The following is a 16,687-nucleotide window of genomic DNA, read 5'->3' as shown; positions in this document are numbered from 1 at the left end:
TCGTTGTTCGCTGATGGCAAGGCATCAATATGAGTGTTTTTTAACGCCCCTCGCGCCGCCAGGCCAAAATCAGGAAAACCAGAATGAGCGCTACCGCCAATAGGCCCGGCAGGAGGGGCAGGCTGGTGGAGCTGCGGACGGCGTAGGCGCCGCGTTCTTCGAGACCCAGCCAGTTACCACCCGCGGCGTTGGCGTTTTGGCTGACGCGGCGGATGTCCGGCAGGCTGGCGCCCGGGCGGGTCAGTTCATAGACGCCGCCGCCTGTCGCCGCTGAGAGCGGGGCGAGCACGTCGCCGGTCGCTTCGAGGGAGGCGTATTCCTTTGGATTGGCGGGGCCGTTCAAGGCCACCGCTTCGAGGCCGCCGGCCTCTGCGCGGAAGAGGCCGAGCTGGTCTATGGCGAGCTCTGCGGTGAATTCGCCGGGGCCGGTCTGGGTCCAGCGCGGGTTCAGGGTTTCGCCGTCCGGGGTTTCGACGCTCAATGTGGGAGCGGTGTCTGACAGGGTGCGAAGGCGGGCGCGCACCGTGTCGCCCTGCGCTTCGAGGAGGAGCTGGCGCTCTTCAAGCTCTGGCTCTTTCATCAGCCAGTGGACGGTGCGGCGGATCAGCTCTGCGAAGGGACCGCCGCCATCATAGCCGCGCGCCCAGAGGAAGATCTGGCCCGAGAGGATCTGTGCGACGCGGCCTTCGCCGACGCGGTCGACGACCAGAAGCGGGTCGCCATTGCGGGCGGTCATCAGGACATCGCCGACCTCGGGCACGGCCTCGATATAGCGCACCCAGTCGCCCCATGACTGGCCGGTGAGGGTCTCTGTGATGGTGTGGCGCGCGCCGGTGTCAGAGATTTGCGGGTTGAACTTGCCGACCTGGATGGTGCCGGTGGGCAGGGCCGGGAGGACGGCAGAGAGCGGTGTGTTGGCGAGGGAGGCGGGGCCTGCGAAATCCTCACCCGCCGCGATCAGCAGGGCGCCGCCATCGGCCACATAGCGGGCCATATTGGCGAGGTAGGACATGGTGATGACGGTGCGCCGCTCATACTGGTCGAAGATTATGAGGTCGAACTCATTCAGCTTGCCTTCGAACAGCTCCTCTGTCGGGAAGGCGATGAGGGCCATTTCCTCCAGCGGGGTCACGTCCTGCTTGTAGGGCGGGCGCAGGATGGTGAAGTGGACAAGGTCGACCGAGGGGTCGGACTTCAGGAGGTCGCGCCAGACGCGGCCTGCGGCGTTCGGCTTGCCGGTGATGAGGAGAACGCGGAGGCGGTCGCGCACGCCGGACAGGGTCGCGGCGGTGCGGTTGTTGGCGAGGGTCAGCTCCTGTGCACCTGCCGGGGTTTCGACGACGAGGATATTGTCGCCGCGCCGCTCAATCTCCACCGGGAGGGGGGTGTCGGTGCCGGTCTGGACGGTAATTTCTTCAGGCTCTCCGCCATTCATGGAATAGGTGACGGTGGCTTGCGCACTGACAGGGTCATCGACGCGCACGACGAAGGCGGCGTCCTCGCCGACAATGCCGAAGTCCGGTGAGCGCACGAGAGAGATGCGCCGGTCGCCGCTGTCCGGGTCGCCCGTGATGAGGCTGTGAATGGGGCCGAGCGCGTCGAGGCGGGCGGCGTCTTCGGGCACGTCATGGACCTGTCCATCGGTGACGAGGACGGCGCCCGCGATCCGGTCGCGCGGGACGTCGGCCATCAGGCCTTCGAGGGAGGCGATGAGGTTGGTGCCGTCGGCGCTGGACCCTGTCTCCACGAAGCGGACCTCAAGCGAGGTGTCGGCGTCCATATCGGCGCGCAGCTCTTCGAGGGCGGCGTCGGCGATGGCGTCGCGCTCACCGAAGCTCATGCTCTCTGAGCGGTCAACGACGATGGCGGCGACGGAGGGGAGGGGGTCTCGTTCCTCGCGGACATAGGCGGGGTTAGCGAGGGCGGCGGCAAGCGCGGTGAGGACGGCCGCGCGCATCAGCCAGGCGCGGCCACGCCAGCGGATATAGGCGCCATAGGCGAGCAGGCAGAGCGCGAGCAGCGCCCAGAGCAGCGGCCAGCCGAGAAGCGGATCGAGCGAGATGCGGCCAGCTTCGGTCATTCAGGCGTGCTTTCCTGCTGGCGGCGGATCATTTCCTCGATATCCGGCTGGTCTGTGCTGCCGGGGAGGCGCGGCGGCGGTTCGCGCATCGGGCCTGCGGGGGCGGGCTCTGCGCCGTCTTCACCCTCACCGAGGCGTTCAAGCAGGGCCGGGATGTGGACCTGGTCTTCCTTATAATTGCCGGTCAGCACGTACATCATCAGGTTCACGCCGAAGCGGCGCGCCATTTCGCGCTCACGGTCGCCGCCATCGACACTGAGAAGCGGGCGGCCGCTTTCATCAATGGCCCAGGCGGCGAGATAGTCCGCGTCCCCGATGATAAGGCCGGAGACGCCGTCGCCACGGCGGGCGGATGAGTTTGCTGCACCGGCCGAGGATTCGATCCAGAGCTGGCGGTCCTGATAGCGCCCGGCGAACCCGTCGATCAGGTAGAAGCTGCGCGTCATCACATGCTCCTGGCTGACCGGCTGAAGCGGCGGGGTGTCGAGGCCGGGCAGGACGCGGTCGAGGTCGGCGAAGCTGTTATTGCTCGCGACATTGCCGCCGCGCCGCGTGTCGATGAAGAGCGCGCCGCCATTGCGCAGATAGGCGTTGAGGCGCTCGACCGCGCGAGAGCTGAGCGGGGTGGCATTGTCCGGCAGGGCGAGCACGATCATCGGGTAGACGTCGAGCTCGTCGGTTTCAGGGTCGACGGTGTGTGGCTCTGCCGGCTCCACCGAAGTGCGGCGGAAGAGGGTGAGGGAGAGGCCGCGAAGACCCGCGCGGGTGACGGCGTCGACCTCGCTGTCGCCTGTCTCGATATAGGCAAGGCGCATCTCGAGCAGGGCTTCCATTGCCTTGTCGATCTCGCCGTTTTGCTCGATCTCCGTGCCGCGATAGCCGGGCGAGATGGCGTAGCTGTAGGGGTTGGGGCTGATCTCGTCGAACTGGGCGTGGGCTGGCGGCTGACTGAGCGGTGCCAACGTTGCCGCGCCAGCGATGAGGATCACCGCATGGGCGCCGCGCCGGAGCGACGGGAAGCGTCCGGCCAGCGCCAGCGCGACGAGAAGGTCGACCGCGATCAGCAGGCCTGCGAGCCCCAGAAGAAGCCCGCCGAGACGGACGGTCTGGGCTTCGGCGTCACCGAGGAGGCGCGCACTGGTCGGCCAGTTGGTGACGAGGGCGGGGACTCCTCTTGCGGCTGTGTTGATGGCGCGGGTGCCACCGGGGCCGCGATAAAGGCCGGGCGGGTGGGATTCAGATGGGACGGCGCCTGCGAGATCAGCTGCCGCGATGGGCGAGGCGTTCGGGCCGGGGCTGACAAGGCGGCCATAGCCGTTCACCGTCACCTCAGGCGTATAGGTGCCTTCCTCGTCCTGCATGGTTTCGCCGCGGCCAGCGGCAATGGCGCATCTCAGCATCTCGACGAAGGTGCCTGAATAGGGAAGGTCGGACCAGTCGGGGCCCGCAGTAACATGGAAGAGGACAAGCGTGCCCTGTCCGCGGCTCGCGCCTGTCACCAGCGGTGAGCCATCCTGCAGGCGCGCCCAGGTGCGGCTGGCAAGCTCCGGGGCCGGGCGGGCAAGGACCTGCTGGCGGATCTTGATGTCGGCAGGGGAGGAGAGGCCCGCAAAGGGCGAGGTCTCAGGGTAGCTGCCGATGCTTTGCGGGTCTTCCCATGTCAGCGCGCCGCCAATGGCACGCGAGGAACGGCGGAGCGGTGTCGGCACGAGGCTGTCGGACTGCGCGGCAAGGCGCGGGCCTGCAAAGCGGATGAGCGCGCCGCCGCCCTCGACCCATTCGGCCATGCGCTCCTCAAGCTCAGGCGCGAGCTGGCCGATATCGGTCATGATGATGGCGTCAGGGTCGGCGGCGATCAGCTCCTCGATGGAGCCGTCCGTGATATGGGCGAAGGGCTCCAGCGCCTGACGGACATAGTGCATGTCGGAGAGAAGCGGCTGGGCGGTCGAGTCCCCGGAGACAAGACCAACACGGCGGGAGCGGTCTGCCGAATCCCAGAGCCAGACGCTGCCTGCGCCCTGCACGCCGGTAATGGCGAAGCGTTCGACGCGGGCGAGGGCAGCTGCGGGTACATCAAAGCGGGCGATGGCTTCTTCCTCACCGGCGGCGAAATCTGCCTCTGCCGTGGCGAGCGCTGCGCCATCGAGGGTGAGGGCGGAGACATAGATTTGCGCGCTGTTGGAGGTATCGACACGGCGGACTGTGACGGCGGCCCCGTCAGCAGCGGAAGCCAGGCTGGTAATCGCGAACGGTCCGCGCGGCGCGGCGGCATAGATGCTGAGCGGGGCGATTTCGCCGAGGGCACCGGCAAAGGCGCTGGCATCCTCGCTGCCTAATCCGTCACTGGCCCAGAGGATGCGGGCAGGTTGTATGCCGGAGGCTTCAAGACGCTCCAGCGCATCTTCGCGGTCGGTGCCCCAGGAGACGGGGTCGAGCGAATCGATACGGGCGGACAGGTCAGTCCGGGTCAGCCGGTCGGCCGGGTCTGCGTTCAGCGTGCGCGGGGCGGTGAGAAGGAGGTGGCCTGCGGTATCGCGGCTGGCCCCATCGAGGGCGCTGGAGGCAGCGGCTTGCAGCTCACCCCAGCGCGGTGTGCTGGTCCAGCCATTGTCGATAACGATGAGGACCGGGCCTGCATCCTCGCTACCAACCTGCGCGCCCGGTGCATAGACAGGGTTGGAGAGGCCGAGGATGGCAGCGGCAGCAGCCAGCAGGCGCAGGAGGAGAATCCACCAGGGCGTGCGGGCCGGGGTTTCGTCTTCGGGCTCGACATCATCGAGTAGGCGAAGCGACGGAAGGGCGGCCTCCTGCGGCGCGGGCGGCGTCGCGCGCAGGATGTACCAGATGACGGGCAGGGCGATGAGGCCGAGCAGCGCCAGCGGTGCGCCGAAGAGAAACGGACCGAGGCTCATAGGCGCGCCCCGAAAGCTTCGAAGGCCTGTTTCAGGTCGGCAGCGCCATACGTAATGTCGTCTCCGGTCGAGTGGCGGACATATTGCCAGCCAAAGCTCGCCGCGAGGTTTTCAATGGCGGCGGCTTGGGCGGCGAAGCGTTCGAGATACTGATCGCGGATCGTCTCGGCGCGGCCAAAGAGGCGGAAGAGTCGCGTGCCCGGACGGCTGAAGCGGACGCGGCCCTGCCATGGGAAAGTTTCCTCGATCGGGTCGCTGAGCGCGATGAGAATGCCTTCTTTCGATGCGCGGGCGAGCGGCGCGAGCCTTTCGCGCCAGACATCGATCGGGTCATAGAAATCACTGGCGAGCGCAAAGATGGCACGCGAACGGGGCGGTGGTGGGAACTGGCTGTTGTCAGAGGCGAGCAGGTCCTCGCCAAGTTTGTCTGCGGCAGCCTTGCCGAAGCTTGCCTTGCGCGCGCTGCCGAGAACGCCAATGCGCTCGCCTGCCTTGGACAACATCAGGCCATTGGCCAGCATCAGGATGCGGGCGGTATCTGCTTTTGTGCGGCGCTCGGGCGTGCCGCTCCAGTCAAAGCCTTCCTGGGGATCGCACCAGAAAAGAATGGTGCGCGCAGTCTCGAGCTCTGTTTCACGGACATAGACATCGTCCCCGCGCGCCGAACGCCGCCAGTCGATCCGTTGGGCGGTGTCTTCCTGGGTATAGTGGCGGTACTGCCAGAAGTGCTCACCCGTGCCTGCGCGCTTGCGGCCAGCTGCGCCAAGATGGGCCGCATCGGCGGCGCGTGCCTTCAGATTGAGGCCCGGCAAGGCGCGCACGACGGCCTCTGCTTCTGCTCTGAGCGCCTCAAGCTTCATTCGCGGAGACCTCGTCAGTGCAGTCGAGGGCGGCTTCGAACTTACTGCGCCATTGGGTCGGCTGGCTGGCGGCGTCTGTGCGCTCACTCATGCGGTCCTGATCGCTGAGGCCGGCTTCGGCCTTGACGCCAAGTAGGAAGCTTTCAGCCTCTGCAGTTTCGTCCTCGATTGCGCCAACCGAAAGACCAACACCTTCGCGGTTCGACCATGCATGCAAAACCCGAACGCGCGCAGTATCCAGCTCTGCGCGGACGAGACGGCGATCGGATGCGGACAGGCCAGTGCCGCTTACATTGAGGTTCAGTTCAGCCCGTTCAATCATGCGATAGCACTCCGCCAGCGCATTGCCAGAAGGTGTGGGCATGCCGGGATCGCGCTCGCACGCGGCAAGCGCGGCCGCGCCGAATGCAAGACCAGCGGCCAGTCGCACCAGCTGTGGTGTCACAGCCTTCATGTCAGCCTGACGATCTGGCGAGATCACCGATCAGGTCGCGCATGCTCGGCGCCTGACCGGTCGGGTCGTAGCGCATCGCCATACGGTGACCGAGACAAGGCTCTGCCAGCGCTTCGACATCTTCGAGCGATGGCGCGAGACGACCGCGCAGCAGCGCGCGGGCGCGGCAGGCCAGCATGAGCGCCTGACCTGCACGGGGAGACGGGCCCCAGTCAACGAAGCGGCGGACGCGATCATCAGAGCTCTGCTCAGGACGGGCTTCGCGGACGGTTGCGAGAATTGCGGTCAGTACTTTTTCGCCAACCGGCATCTGGCGCACGAGGCGCTGGAGCGCCATCAGCTGTTCGCCATCAATTGCGGGCTGGACGGTCGCGTCCGAGAGACCGGTGGTTTCGATAAGGATTTGGCGCTCAGTGTCGATGTCAGGATAGGTGACATCGATCTTCAGAAGAAAACGGTCGAGCTGGGCTTCCGGCAGCGGGTAGGTGCCTTCCTGCTCAATCGGGTTCTGGGTGGCCAGCACATGGAAGGGCGCTGGCAGGTCATGTCGCACACCGGCCACGGTCACATGGCGTTCCTGCATAGCTTGCAGGAGGGCAGACTGGGTACGCGGCGAGGCGCGGTTGATCTCGTCCGCCATGAGGAGCTGGGTGAAGATCGGGCCCTTGATGAAGCGGAAGCTGCGCTCACCGCTGGCGCCTTCGTCGAGCACTTCGGAGCCGAGAATATCGGACGGCATCAGGTCTGGCGTGAACTGGATACGCTGCGAGTTGATGCCGAGGGCCGTCCCCATCGCCTCCACCAGGCGGGTCTTGGCAAGGCCAGGTGCGCCGATGAGCAGGGCGTGGCCGCCTGCCAGGATCGCCGAAAGCGCCACCTCGATCACGCGGTCCTGACCGAATACGGCTTTCGCGATCTCGGCTTTTACCTTCTCCAGCGTTTCGCCAGCGGCTTCAGCCTCCTGCACAACCGCGTCATTATCGTCTGCCATGAGGTCTCCGTCTTTGCTCCGGCCAAGTTCAGACCTACGTCTAGGCAAAATGATGGCGGAGCGCGACGTGAAATCCAATGAAAACACTGCAATCAGCTTGAACGACCTGCTTAAAGTGATCGCCCCTGACCCAAGCGGGCGCAAACTGCCGCCTGTCGAGCAATGGTCACCGGAGCGGTCGGCCGATATCGACATGGAAATCCGAGCCGATGGCAGCTGGTGGCATGAGGGTGGGCGAATCAACCGCCAGAAGCTGGTGAAGCTGTTCTCCACTATCCTGCGCCGGGATGAGGATGGTTCATTCTGGCTGGTGACGCCTTATGAAAAGGTCGTCGTTCATGTCGAAGACGCGCCTTTCATCGCGACGCGCGTGGACCGGGCTGGCGAGGCAGGCAAGGACCAGACGCTGGCTTTTGTGACCAATGTCGGCGACGTCGTGATCGCTGGCGTGGACAACCCGCTCCGGATCGAGACCGACCCGAAAACGCTGGAGCCGTCGCCCTATCTGCTGGTGCGGGGGCGACTGGAGGCCAAGCTGGCGCGACCTGTCTTCTATGAGCTTGCCGGGATGGCCGTGACCTCGCCCGAGGATGAAGGACGGCTTGGTGTCTGGTCAGACGGGATGTTCTTTGACATCGGACCGGCCGGGGACTGATCAAGCAAATGGCCTTTGTCGACCTGGATGATTTTCTGGCGCGTGCGCGCTTGCGCCTCGACCCTGTTGAGGGCGAGGAGCGCCTGTCTGAAGGCGGCGATATCGAGTTTCTGGACGCCGACGGCATTGCGAACATTCGCCGGGCGGCTGTTCTGGTGCCGATCATTCCAAGAGAGCATGGCCCGACCACGCTGCTGACCCATCGGCCAATGACGATGAAGGCCCATCCAGGGCAGGTTGCCTTTCCGGGCGGCAAGGTCGACCCGGTCGATGCCGACGAAATCGAGGCGGCGCTGCGCGAATCCGAAGAAGAAGTGGGCGTTAATCCGGATGAGGTGAAGCTGATTGCGCGGGGTGCGCCATACATCACGGGAACAGGTTTTCGCATTGTGCCGGTGCTCGGCGTGCTGCCGGAAGGCTTCGTCGCCAGGCCGGATCCTATCGAGGTGGATAGCGTGTTCGAGACGCCGCTCTCCTTCCTGATGAAGGCGGCAAACCATCAGCGACAGAAGACCAGCTGGAAGGGGCAGATGCGCCATTATTACGAGATGCCGTATGAGGGCCACCGCATCTGGGGCGTGACGGCAGGGATCATACGCGCTTTATATGAACGGCTGTACGAACCCGGGGAGGAAGTGGTTTGACTTACAGGATCATGTTTCAGCTTGTGCTGTTCCTGCTGCCATTCCTTGCCTATGGCATCTGGCGGCTGGCACGGCAGGAAGCCATTGAGGAGGGCCGCAAACCGTGGCCGATCACTATCCTGTTCGCGACCGGGGCGGGGCTGGCCGTGCTTGCCTGGATTGTCCTGATCTTCGTGGACCGGGGCGGTCGCGACATGTGCATCCAGCGTTCCTATACAGACCCGGAAACAGGCCGCATCGTGGCGGCGAGAGAAGTGCCATGCGAAAAGCGCAGGGATGAGCTCGGCCTGCCAGCAAGCCGCGATCCTGGTGGCCGCGCGTCTGGTCTGGGCGGCACCGACCCTGCTGGACCAAATGAACCTCCCGGCCCGCTGGACCCCGAAGCGCGCGATGACGCGCAAGACAGGATCACTGCCCCGCAATGACTGAACTTGCCAAGACTGACTGGATCGACGCGCCCACAACGCGCGCCGTGATCGACGCCTTGCACGCTGTGCGCGCCGACTGCGCGCGCTTTGTCGGCGGTTGCGTGCGCAATTCCATCATGGGCCGCGACGTCGACGATATTGATATCGCTACGCAGCTGGAGCCGCAGGCGGTCGTGGACGCGCTTGAGGCTGCGGGTATCCGCGCCATTCCGACCGGTATAGAGCATGGTACGGTCACGGCCGTTATCGAGAGCAAGCCTTTCGAGATTACGAGCCTGCGCCGCGACGTAGAGACAGACGGCCGACGCGCTGTCGTGGCTTTTACCGATGACTGGGCAGAGGATGCCGGTCGGCGCGATTTCAGGCTGAACGCGCTCTATGCGGATGCAGACGGCAGGCTCTATGACCCGATTGGCGGCGGGCTGGAGGATGCAGAGGCCGGCCGCGTCATCTTTATCGGGGACGCCGATGAGCGCCTGCGTGAGGACTATCTGCGCATCCTGCGCTTCTATCGCTTCAATGCCTGGTATGGTGCGGGGATCGACGCCGAAGGCCAGGCCGCCTGCGAGCGCCAGAAGGAAGGGCTTCGCCAGATAGCCGTTGAGCGCATCTGGAAAGAGCTGCGCAAGCTGCTCACCGCGCCGGGCCCTACGCAGGCTGTTCTTGCCATGGAAGAAAGCGGCGTACTCGCGCTGCTGGTGCCGGAATGCGAGACGCTGGACGGGCTGCACGATTTGCGCGTGAGTGAGACGCTGGCCGGTGTCGGGGCAGACCCGATGCTGCGGCTGATGGCGTTGATCGACCGCAGTGCGCCATCTGTCATGGCGGTGAGCAAGCGCTTGCGCCTTTCGAATGCGGAGGCTGACCGGCTGACCATGTGGGCCGCCGACAATCTTCCGAAGATCCCCGGTATGACTGGGGTGGAGCTGCGTCGCACGCTCTACTGGCATGGCAAGCAGGCTGTGGTGGACCGGGCGCTTACCTCTGGCGAGAATGTGCGCGACCACCTTTATGCCATCCGCGCGTGGAAGCGGCCGGAGTTTCCGGTCGGCGGCGAGGATGCGCTGGCGGCTGGCCTCAAGGGCCCACAGATCGGCGAGGCACTGCGCGCGCTCGAGGAGTGGTGGATGGGCCAGGACTTCCAGCCTGAACGCGAGGAGCTGCTGGCGCGGCTGGAGAAAGATCAGTGATTGCCCGTTGGGCGCGAGTTTGTTATAACTTATGTTCCAACAGCGGAGCGTTCTATGACTGATCAGAAAAGAGAAAGAGGCGTCCGGGAGACCGGAGCCAGCCAACTCTCGCCGCCGGTTTCGGCCAGCATGAAAGTGCGCCGCGTTGGAAACTCCCTCGGCGTGATCTTGCCGCGCGACTTGCTAGCTGCTCTCGGTGTTGAGGAGGGCGACACGGTAGATGTCGTCCAGTCCGAGGACGGGCGCATCGAACTGACCGTTGTGGACCGGGAAGCTGACGACCTTATGGCCATGGCTGAGGAGGTCATGGCCGAGAACCGCGCCGTACTGCGGGCACTTGCCAAATGAGCGAGCCGCGTTGGCTCGATAAGTCCTTCATTCTCAATGTCCACGACCGCCAGCTTGAGCTGCATGGTGGGGCGAGAGGGCTACGCGATGAGGGGCTGCTGGACAGCGCTCTGGCGCGGGCGCTAAACGCCTACGCATATGCAGAGCGGGATATCTGTACGCTAGGCGCGCTTTATGGCGCTGGCGTCATCCAGAACCACCCTTTCGTCGATGGAAACAAACGGACGGGCTATGTTGCCTGTCTCACCTTCCTGCGTGTGAACGGCTTTATATTGACGGCGCCGATGGCTGATCGTCTGGCATGGACGCTGATGCTGGCCGCTGGTGAAATTGGACCCGAGCAGTATGGCGGCTGGCTGCGTGAGAATGTCGAGCCAGTCTGAGCGGCGACAAGCCTAGTTCGCGTAGACGATGAAACCGTTGAGATAGGCGGCAAAGCAGACCCAGGCGAGATACGGGACCTGGAGGATGCCTGCGATGATCGAGTGGCGATTGAAGGCGCGGATCATCAGCACGATCAGGACGAGTAGTACCGCAATTATGACGAACGCGATCAGCGGTGCCTGAAAGCCGAAGAATATCCAGCTCCATGAGAGGTTTACGGCGAGCTGGGTGAAGAACATGCCGAAAGCGGCGCTGGCAGCCGCAAAGGACTTTGCCTTGAGACGCACGATGATCGCGCCGAGGGCCATGAGCGAATAGAGGATCGGCCAGACGATGGCGAAGGCCCGGTCAGGCGGATTGTAGGGCGCCTTATCAAGGGCAGCATACCAAGGGTCCTGGCTGCCGCTCGACACCAGACCGCCAAGCGCGGCGACGGCTGCCGTCAGCGCGATGATGGTGATGATGATCCGCCAGGGACTGTTCTTGCTCGTCTCGCTCATTCTGCCGTCATATCAGGGGACTGGCGGCTGGTCACGGCCATTTTACGACGGGGGGCATGGACGACAGGATCGAGTTGACGTTGCCGCCGGTCTTGAGCCCGAACGTTGTGCCGCGGTCATAGAGCAGGTTGAACTCCACATACCGCCCGCGCCGGACGAGTTGCTCCTCCCGCTCATCACTGGTCCAGCTTTCATTCATGCGGCGGCGGACAAGGGTCGGATAGATGTCGCGGAAGGCGCGGCCTACATCCTGTGTGAAGGCGAAATCCGCGTCCCAGTCGCCGGAATTGTGGCGGTCATAGAAGATGCCGCCTGTGCCGCGTGGTTCGTCGCGGTGGGCTAGGTGGAAGTACTCATCGCACTGCTGCTTCATGCGCGGATAGAAGCTGGCGTCGTGACGGTCGCAGGCCTCTTTCATGGCGGCGTGGAAGTCGACCGTGTCGGGATAGTCTGGCTCGCGCTGATAGGTCAGCAGCGGGGTGAGGTCTGCGCCGCCGCCAAACCAGCTCTCGCTGGTCACGAGCATGCGCGTATTCATATGAACCGCAGGCACGCGCGGATTGCGAAGATGGGCGATCAGCGAGATGCCGGAAGCCCAGAAGCGGCCGCCTGACTTGTCAGCGCCCGGGATCTGCGCGCGGAAGGCTTCTGAAAAGTCGCCATAGACACAGGACACGTGCACGCCGACCTTTTCGAAGACCTTGCCTTTCATGATGGCCATGGTGCCACCGCCAAGGTCTTCAGCACCGTCGCCGCGTGTCCAGGGCGTGCGCACAAAAGTGCCGGCGGGGCCGGTATAATGCGGCGGCTCGGCTTCGGCCTCGATGGCCTCGAAGCTGTCGATGATTTCGCCCTGGAGGGTCTCAAACCAGGTCCGAGCCAGGGTCTTTTGTGATTCGAGGTCTTTATCAGTCATGGTCACCTTCTTTGCCAGCAGGCCATAGTACAGGCGCACCAGTCAGCAAACCGCCATTTGCCCGACTTCATTGACGCACTACAGTTTTCGATCGCTTACCCGCGCCGCTGCGTCGCACGCGATGACGCACATGCGCGCCTTGCAAACCCTGCGCGCTCGCGCTAACCGCAGCGCAGATATATGCGGGGAGGTGCATTTCGCGGCGTTGCGCCGCAATGATTTTCCCCACTTATGATGTATTTCTCTCGGAGAAATCCTTGGTCAGAGGACTGGAAGAGTGAGCGACGCGCAAACCAAACCACACGAGACGGTCGATGAAGATCGTCGCGATTTTATCCACATTGCTACGGCAGCGACCGCGGTCGCAGGCGCAGGTGCGCTGGCATATGTATTCGTCGACCAGATGAATGCGGCCAGTGACACGAAAGCGGCATCGAGCCTCGATGTCGACGTTTCGAAAGTGCCAGTCGGCGGTGAGATCCGGGTTCTGATCGGCGGTCAGCCTTTCTTTATCCGTCACCGCACTTCAGCAGAGATTCGCGCGGCACAGAATGTTGAGCTTTCGTCCCTGCCGGATCCGCAGAGCGACGAAGAGCGCCTCGTTCCGATGCAGAGCGGCGAATATAACCGGGCGATCCTGGTGACTTCGGGCAGCTGTACGCACCTCGGCTGCGTTCCTGTTGGTCCAGCCCAAGGCAATACGGGTGACTTTGGTGGCTGGTACTGCCCTTGCCACGGCTCTCACTATGACACCTCCGGCCGTATCCGCCGCGGGCCCGCTCCGTCGAACCTTCCGGTTCCGGACTATAACTGGGTCAGCCCGGCCGTGATTAACATTTCGCTTTAAGGAAGAGGACGTAACACAGCCATGAGCGGACATGCCTCTACATACGAGCCGAAGACCGGCTTCACGAAATGGCTCGATTCGCGCCTGCCGGTTGTCCGGTTGGCCTATGACAGCTTTGTCGACTTCCCGACGCCAAAGAACCTGAACTACTGGTACACATTCGGTGGCATTCTGGCCGTCTGCCTCATGACGCAGATCCTCACCGGTGTGGTTCTGGCCATGCACTATACCGCAACCGTCGATGGCGCGTTCGCGTCCGTCGAGCGCATCATGCGCGACGTGCCTTATGGCTGGCTGATCCGCTACATTCACTCGAATGGCGCCTCGATGTTCTTCCTCGCGGTCTACATCCACATGTTCCGCGGCCTCTATTACGGGTCCTACAAGGCGCCGCGTGAGATCCTGTGGATCTTGGGCGTTGTGATCTTCCTGCTCATGATGGGCACGGCCTTCCTCGGCTATGTGCTGCCATGGGGCCAGATGTCCTATCACGGCGCAAACGTGATCACCGGTCTGATCGGCGCAGTCCCAGTCGTCGGCGACGGCATCAAGGCCTGGCTGATGGGCGGGCCGTCGATCGGTAACCAGACGCTGCAGCGCTTCTTCTCGCTGCACTATCTGCTGCCATTCATGATCGCCGGCGTCGTGATCCTTCACATCTGGGCCCTGCACGTGCCGGGCAATAACAACCCGACCGGTGTTGAAGCCCGCAAGGACAAGGAAGGCCTGAAACAGGACACTGTCCCGTTCCACCCTTACTACACGGTGAAAGACGGCTTCGCGATCGTGGTCTTCCTGATCATCTTCGCCGCCTTCGTCTTCTACATGCCGAACGTTCTCGGCCACGCCGACAACTATATTGAAGCTGATCCGCTGGTGACGCCGGCACACATCGTGCCTGAATGGTATCTGCTGCCATTCTACGCGATCCTGCGCGCCATCACCTTCAATATCGGTCCGATCGATGCCAAACTTCTCGGTGTCATCGCGATGTTCGGCGCGATTGCAGTGCTGTTCTTCTTACCATGGCTCGATACGTCGAAAGTGAAGTCGATGCGCTACCGTCCGGTTGCCCGTCAGTTCTTCTTCGGTTTCGTTGTCGCAAGCCTTCTGCTTGGCTGGTGCGGCGCCGCAAACCCGGATGATCCGATTATTCCGATGGGGTCTGACAAGCTGGTCGTCAGCTATACAGACGCGAACGGTAACGAAGCGACGCAGACCTATGAAGAGTATGCGGCAGCTTCGACCTTCCGCGACCAGAAGATGAGCGAAGGCGTCGAGGCGACTATCGCCGTGGAGAAAGCTGCAGCGTTCCGCTTCGTGCACCTCGCACAGCTGCTGACGCTCTACTACTTCGCCTACTTCCTGGTGATCCTGCCGCTTCTCGGCCTGCGCGAGAATCCAAAGGATGAGCCCGCTTCAATCCACAAGGCAGTTCTCGGTCATGACCGCGCTGCCCCGGCCCCTGCCGAATAAGAGGTCAAAGCACATGAAATTCCTGCGTTTTATCTCTGCTGGTATCGGTGCGGCTGCGATCGCTGCGACGGCCCATGCCGCTGGTGGTTCGCTGCACGCACACGAGCCTGAAGGTGGCTGGGCATTTGAAGGCCCTGTCGGCGAACTCGACATGGCCAGCGTCCAGCGCGGCTATCAGGTTTACCGTGAAGTCTGCGCTTCGTGTCACTCGATGCGCCTGCTCAGCTACCGCAACCTTGGTGAGCCAGGCGGCCCGTTCTACGATCCGGAATATCCGAACGCGAACAACAACCCGCTGGTGAAATCCTTCGCGGCACAGGACGAGATCCTGAGCACGGAGCCAAACGATGTCGGTGATTACGACTATCGCCCGGCGCGTACCTCTGATCCGTTCAAGTCTCCCTATCCAAACGATGCGGCGGCGCGCGCGGCCAATGGCGGCGCACTTCCGCCGGACCTTTCGGTTATCACGAAAGCCCGTCATGGCGGCGCCAGCTATATCTACAGCCTGATTTCCGGTTATCCGTCAGAAGACGTCTTCTCCACGCGCGAAATTCCCGCGGAAGAAACGCCTGCTGCGGAGTCCGAGGCGGAAGCAGAAGGCGAAGGCGCTGAAGCTGTTGACGGCGGCGAAACGGAAGCGGCCGAGGCTGCGGCACCTGCTGGCCCGACGAGCGAAACGGTTCTGAAAGTTTCGGAAATCGACTCCTCGCACTACGACTTCAGCAAGTACAAGGGTGAGCTCGTTCAGCCGGTTGGCCAGTACTATAATCCATACATGGCAGGCGACGTGTCCGCACAATGGCGCGGTGATCCGCGCAAGACCCCTCCGGGTGGTTTCCTTGCCATGCCACCGCAGCTGTCCGATGGCCGCGTTTCCTACCTGGATGGCACTGAAGCGACTGTCGAGCAGATGTCGATCGATATTGCGAACTTCCTTCAGTGGGCCGGTGAGCCCAAGCAGAGCCAGCGCAAGTCCACCGGACTTGCCGTGATGATCTATCTTCTGATCTTCGCTGTGCTGCTCTGGTTCTCGTTCCACCGCATCTGGCGGAATGTGAAGCACTAGGCACCTGCCGGTTTCAAACCCGAATTGATACAAGAATGCCGCTCGGGAGACCCGGGCGGCATTTTTCTTTGTGCCGCCATAATCAATCGCGAGCGGGTCAACCGTCCGGGAAGCGGTGCCGTATCGATTGGACGCCAGAATAGATGCCATAGGCACCGATGGCTGCGCTGGCGGCGACGAAGAGAGGGAGGCCGAAAGGTTGTATCCGGATCCAGCCAAGCGTTGCGGCGAGGCCTTTCACGTCGGAAGGGTCGGCATCGTAGGCACCTGCAAGCAGGAAGAGGCCAATGAGGCCAAACAATACACCGCGTCCCGCCATGCCAAATTCGATCACTGGCTTTACGTGTTGGGGCCAGCCTGACAGGTCCAGGCTTTTTTTCCATTGATTGGATTGCGTGCGCCAGACCTGCGCGATGCCGATCCCGATGAGTGCCAAGCCTGAAAAACCGACGATCCACGGACCGAAAGGCTGCTCCATCAGCCATTTGGCGGTCTCCTCGGTCTTGCCGCCTCCGCCGCCATCATCTGCATCGAAAGCCACTGCCGCGGCCGCGAAGCCGACGAGTGCATAACTCGTGCCTGAAGAGAACATGCCAAGCCGGGCCAACAGTCCCTTTGCGTCATTGCCCTGATCGTCTGTATCAAGCGCCGCCTGCTGATAGCGCCAGAGCGCGTAAAGGAACAAACCCGCCGCAAGTGCGACGAGAAGAATGCGCCCACCCGCCGATGCTTCGATCATTCGGAAGGCCTCACCCGGCGTCGCGCCGTCATCTGCCTCAGATGTAAAGGCGGCTCTCAGGAGCAGGAAGCAGACAGCGAAATAGACAAAGGACCGTGCACCAAGGCCGATCCGGGCGAGAGGGCCCGAAACAGGCCGGGAAGTATCGATTGCGCTCATGCTGCTATGACGCGCGGCGGGGGGAGGCGTTCCCC

At 63.2% G+C, this 16,687-nt stretch carries 17 protein-coding genes; 9 read left to right on the top strand and 8 right to left on the bottom strand.

Features of this window, described 5'->3' with window-relative positions; all coding sequences use genetic code 11:
- Positions 1–40 precede the first annotated feature (40 nt).
- The 5 genes from O4G74_RS10905 to O4G74_RS10885 are packed head-to-tail and all read right to left on the bottom strand — an operon-like array spanning position 41 to position 7,297.
- Entirely contained in the window at positions 41–2,080 is a 2,040-nt protein-coding gene (locus O4G74_RS10905; protein ID WP_269402637.1) for a DUF7408 domain-containing protein, read from the bottom strand.
- Positions 2,077–4,992, bottom strand: coding sequence for a DUF4159 domain-containing protein (locus tag O4G74_RS10900; protein ID WP_269402636.1), 2,916 nt, complete (start codon positions 4,990–4,992; stop codon positions 2,077–2,079). Before O4G74_RS10900 ends, O4G74_RS10905 begins: the two co-directional genes overlap by 4 nt.
- Positions 4,989–5,852, bottom strand: coding sequence for a DUF58 domain-containing protein (locus tag O4G74_RS10895; RefSeq protein WP_269402635.1), 864 nt, complete (start codon positions 5,850–5,852; stop codon positions 4,989–4,991). The genes O4G74_RS10900 and O4G74_RS10895 overlap by 4 nt, the downstream gene beginning before the upstream one ends.
- Entirely contained in the window at positions 5,842–6,306 is a 465-nt protein-coding gene (locus O4G74_RS10890) for a hypothetical protein (RefSeq protein ID WP_269402634.1), read from the bottom strand. Before O4G74_RS10890 ends, O4G74_RS10895 begins: the two co-directional genes overlap by 11 nt.
- Before the next feature lies 1 nt (position 6,307).
- On the bottom strand, positions 6,308–7,297 hold the full coding sequence (locus tag O4G74_RS10885; RefSeq protein WP_269402633.1) for an AAA family ATPase: 990 nt from the start codon (positions 7,295–7,297) through the stop codon (positions 6,308–6,310).
- A 67-nt stretch (positions 7,298–7,364) separates the two neighbouring features.
- Between O4G74_RS10885 and O4G74_RS10880 the strand changes: the two genes are divergently transcribed.
- Genes O4G74_RS10880 through O4G74_RS10855 form a run of 6 tightly spaced genes read left to right on the top strand, consistent with a single transcriptional unit; the run spans position 7,365 to position 10,945 of the window.
- Positions 7,365–7,952, top strand: a complete 588-nt coding sequence (locus O4G74_RS10880) for a DUF1285 domain-containing protein (RefSeq protein WP_269402632.1) — start codon at positions 7,365–7,367, stop codon at positions 7,950–7,952.
- 8 nt (positions 7,953–7,960) lie between these two features.
- Positions 7,961–8,596 (top strand): CoA pyrophosphatase, encoded by a 636-nt coding sequence (locus tag O4G74_RS10875; protein ID WP_269402631.1) that lies wholly within the window; start codon positions 7,961–7,963, stop codon positions 8,594–8,596.
- Entirely contained in the window at positions 8,593–9,021 is a 429-nt protein-coding gene (locus tag O4G74_RS10870; protein WP_269402630.1) for a hypothetical protein, read from the top strand. The genes O4G74_RS10875 and O4G74_RS10870 overlap by 4 nt, the downstream gene beginning before the upstream one ends.
- The gene (locus tag O4G74_RS10865) at positions 9,018–10,214 is read left to right on the top strand and encodes a CCA tRNA nucleotidyltransferase (protein ID WP_269402629.1); all 1,197 of its coding nucleotides are present in this window, start codon (positions 9,018–9,020) and stop codon (positions 10,212–10,214) included. Before O4G74_RS10870 ends, O4G74_RS10865 begins: the two co-directional genes overlap by 4 nt.
- Positions 10,215–10,268: 54 nt before the next feature.
- Positions 10,269–10,562 (top strand): AbrB/MazE/SpoVT family DNA-binding domain-containing protein, encoded by a 294-nt coding sequence (locus O4G74_RS10860; RefSeq protein ID WP_269402628.1) that lies wholly within the window; start codon positions 10,269–10,271, stop codon positions 10,560–10,562.
- A complete protein-coding gene (locus tag O4G74_RS10855; protein ID WP_269402627.1) occupies positions 10,559–10,945 on the top strand; it encodes a type II toxin-antitoxin system death-on-curing family toxin in 387 nt (128 codons plus the stop codon). The genes O4G74_RS10860 and O4G74_RS10855 overlap by 4 nt, the downstream gene beginning before the upstream one ends.
- A gap of 12 nt (positions 10,946–10,957) precedes the next feature.
- Here the strand turns inward: O4G74_RS10855 and O4G74_RS10850 are convergent, their stop codons facing one another.
- Both O4G74_RS10850 and hemF read right to left on the bottom strand, forming a co-directional pair.
- Positions 10,958–11,446, bottom strand: a complete 489-nt coding sequence (locus O4G74_RS10850) for a TspO/MBR family protein (RefSeq protein ID WP_269402626.1) — start codon at positions 11,444–11,446, stop codon at positions 10,958–10,960.
- Positions 11,447–11,477: 31 nt separating this feature from the next.
- Positions 11,478–12,362 carry an oxygen-dependent coproporphyrinogen oxidase gene (hemF, locus tag O4G74_RS10845; protein WP_269402625.1) on the bottom strand — a complete coding sequence of 295 codons (885 nt, stop codon included), beginning with the start codon at positions 12,360–12,362 and terminating at the stop codon, positions 11,478–11,480.
- A 277-nt stretch (positions 12,363–12,639) separates the two neighbouring features.
- Between hemF and petA the strand changes: the two genes are divergently transcribed.
- Genes petA through O4G74_RS10830 form a run of 3 tightly spaced genes read left to right on the top strand, consistent with a single transcriptional unit; the run spans position 12,640 to position 15,754 of the window.
- On the top strand, positions 12,640–13,209 hold the full coding sequence (gene petA / locus O4G74_RS10840) for a ubiquinol-cytochrome c reductase iron-sulfur subunit (protein ID WP_269402624.1): 570 nt from the start codon (positions 12,640–12,642) through the stop codon (positions 13,207–13,209).
- Positions 13,210–13,230: 21 nt separating this feature from the next.
- The gene (locus O4G74_RS10835) at positions 13,231–14,685 is read left to right on the top strand and encodes a cytochrome b (protein WP_269402623.1); all 1,455 of its coding nucleotides are present in this window, start codon (positions 13,231–13,233) and stop codon (positions 14,683–14,685) included.
- A 13-nt stretch (positions 14,686–14,698) separates the two neighbouring features.
- Positions 14,699–15,754, top strand: coding sequence for a cytochrome c1 (locus O4G74_RS10830; RefSeq protein WP_269402622.1), 1,056 nt, complete (start codon positions 14,699–14,701; stop codon positions 15,752–15,754).
- Positions 15,755–15,851: 97 nt separating this feature from the next.
- Here O4G74_RS10830 and O4G74_RS10825 read toward each other — a convergent pair whose 3' ends face one another.
- Entirely contained in the window at positions 15,852–16,652 is an 801-nt protein-coding gene (locus tag O4G74_RS10825; protein ID WP_269402621.1) for a DUF1206 domain-containing protein, read from the bottom strand.
- Positions 16,653–16,687 lie beyond the last annotated feature (35 nt).

The sequence above is a fragment of the Henriciella marina genome, assembly GCF_027213945.1.
GTDB classification, from domain to species: domain Bacteria; phylum Pseudomonadota; class Alphaproteobacteria; order Caulobacterales; family Hyphomonadaceae; genus Henriciella; species Henriciella marina_A.
This window is presented reverse-complemented; position numbering and strand designations above follow the sequence as displayed.

Excerpts from the sequence above, each read along its gene's own strand:
- O4G74_RS10905 (WP_269402637.1), bottom strand. The coding sequence starts at position 2,080 with ATGACCGAAGCTGGCCGCATCTCGCTCGATCCGCTTCTCGGCTGGCCG.
- O4G74_RS10900 (WP_269402636.1), bottom strand. The coding sequence starts at position 4,992 with ATGAGCCTCGGTCCGTTTCTCTTCGGCGCACCGCTGGCGCTGCTCGGC.
- O4G74_RS10895 (WP_269402635.1), bottom strand. The coding sequence starts at position 5,852 with ATGAAGCTTGAGGCGCTCAGAGCAGAAGCAGAGGCCGTCGTGCGCGCC.
- O4G74_RS10890 (WP_269402634.1), bottom strand. The coding sequence starts at position 6,306 with ATGAAGGCTGTGACACCACAGCTGGTGCGACTGGCCGCTGGTCTTGCA.
- O4G74_RS10885 (WP_269402633.1), bottom strand. The coding sequence starts at position 7,297 with ATGGCAGACGATAATGACGCGGTTGTGCAGGAGGCTGAAGCCGCTGGC.
- O4G74_RS10875 (WP_269402631.1), top strand. The coding sequence starts at position 7,961 with ATGGCCTTTGTCGACCTGGATGATTTTCTGGCGCGTGCGCGCTTGCGC.
- O4G74_RS10865 (WP_269402629.1), top strand. The coding sequence starts at position 9,018 with ATGACTGAACTTGCCAAGACTGACTGGATCGACGCGCCCACAACGCGC.
- O4G74_RS10860 (WP_269402628.1), top strand. The coding sequence starts at position 10,269 with ATGACTGATCAGAAAAGAGAAAGAGGCGTCCGGGAGACCGGAGCCAGC.
- O4G74_RS10855 (WP_269402627.1), top strand. The coding sequence starts at position 10,559 with ATGAGCGAGCCGCGTTGGCTCGATAAGTCCTTCATTCTCAATGTCCAC.
- O4G74_RS10850 (WP_269402626.1), bottom strand. The coding sequence starts at position 11,446 with ATGAGCGAGACGAGCAAGAACAGTCCCTGGCGGATCATCATCACCATC.
- hemF (WP_269402625.1), bottom strand. The coding sequence starts at position 12,362 with ATGACTGATAAAGACCTCGAATCACAAAAGACCCTGGCTCGGACCTGG.
- O4G74_RS10835 (WP_269402623.1), top strand. The coding sequence starts at position 13,231 with ATGAGCGGACATGCCTCTACATACGAGCCGAAGACCGGCTTCACGAAA.
- O4G74_RS10830 (WP_269402622.1), top strand. The coding sequence starts at position 14,699 with ATGAAATTCCTGCGTTTTATCTCTGCTGGTATCGGTGCGGCTGCGATC.
- O4G74_RS10825 (WP_269402621.1), bottom strand. The coding sequence starts at position 16,652 with ATGAGCGCAATCGATACTTCCCGGCCTGTTTCGGGCCCTCTCGCCCGG.